Annotated in this window: 3 protein-coding genes; 1 reads left to right on the top strand and 2 read right to left on the bottom strand. The window is 62.1% G+C overall.

The features are described 5' to 3' along the window. Positions 1 to 208 precede the first annotated feature (208 nt). Together BDO18943_RS42445 and BDO18943_RS42920 are read right to left on the bottom strand one after the other, a co-directional pair. Positions 209 to 403 carry a hypothetical protein gene (locus BDO18943_RS42445; RefSeq protein ID WP_143282279.1) on the bottom strand — a complete coding sequence of 65 codons (195 nt, stop codon included), beginning with the start codon at positions 401 to 403 and terminating at the stop codon, positions 209 to 211. A 66-nt stretch (positions 404 to 469) separates the two neighbouring features. Continuing rightward, the gene (locus BDO18943_RS42920; protein WP_053093696.1) at positions 470 to 676 is read right to left on the bottom strand and encodes an antirestriction protein; all 207 of its coding nucleotides are present in this window, start codon (positions 674 to 676) and stop codon (positions 470 to 472) included. A gap of 99 nt (positions 677 to 775) precedes the next feature. On the opposite strand from BDO18943_RS42920, the gene BDO18943_RS42435 reads away from it, so the two are divergent. Beyond that, positions 776 to 974 (top strand): phage integrase family protein (locus BDO18943_RS42435; RefSeq protein ID WP_321534246.1); only part of this gene is annotated, 199 nt, incomplete at its 3' end.

The raw sequence follows: 974 nt of genomic DNA, 5'->3' as shown, positions 1-974 counted from the left end.
TGGCGCCTATGTGCCGCCCCTCAAGTGGCGCCCTTATGCCGACCCCGCATTGGCTCCATAGCGCCGCCCCGTGACAGTTGGCCCAGTGTGTCGCCTGCAGCATGGCGCTGGACCAGCTTCTGGATCTCGCCATCGAGTGTGTCACGCACACGCTTCGCAATATCGAGCAGCCACTTTTCCTGCTTTTCTGACAAGGGTAGGTAGCTGTTCATTCTCGACTGGCAGTTACGAACGAGACTTCGTTCGTCCTGTTGGAGAACTGATAGTCCAACGCCTCAATGCAGATGTTCAGTTCGCGACGCAAAGCCCTTTCGTGTGCTTCGGCTTTAGCTTCCTGCTCTTCGCGTTCCTTACGACATTTCTCCCGGCGCTCAGGGTCGTTCAATTGTTTGAAGTCCAGCATCATATGCCTCCGTGAGAAGACGAGAAAGCCCGGGCATAACGATGCCCGGGCGCAGTGACGACAACATCAATCGATTGCCGCCGAGATCTCGGCCGACTCGGGGCGCTGCGATGCATAGTCCAGCAGCCGATGATAGCGATCCACGAACCGATCGTCGCCGGTGACTTCGGCAATGTGACAGAGCACGAGCAACGTGACGACGATCCCGAACGCGTCGGCACCCGTCTCGCCCTCGTCGCCGTTGAGCGGCCACTGAACTTGGAACCGGCGCACGTGATCGGGGCAAGGTAGCACCCGCCATTGTCGAGCTCGAAGAATTGCCAGAGGCCGCCCGTATAGCTTTCGGACAGACGACTCGCGTAGTTGAAGATCATGCTTTCTGCGTTGAGATACTCGGTGGCGAACCGCCGCGGCGGGCAGTGGTGGCGATCGGTACCGCGCATCGGCGTCGGCCGCGCCCGCGTGCTGGTCGCCTGGTTGCGGCGCCACGCGTCGTCGATCGGCGCAGCCGTCGAGGCCGACGTCGACGCCGGCGACGCGCTCGCGCCGACGTCGGCGGGCGTCACCGCCG

It is taken from the genome of Burkholderia aenigmatica (assembly GCF_902499175.1).
Classification (GTDB): domain Bacteria; phylum Pseudomonadota; class Gammaproteobacteria; order Burkholderiales; family Burkholderiaceae; genus Burkholderia; species Burkholderia aenigmatica.
This window is presented reverse-complemented; position numbering and strand designations above follow the sequence as displayed.

Bases quoted from the DNA above. Each gene is read 5' to 3' on its own strand.
- BDO18943_RS42445 (WP_143282279.1), bottom strand. From the start codon at position 403: ATGCTGGACTTCAAACAATTGAACGACCCTGAGCGCCGGGAGAAATGT.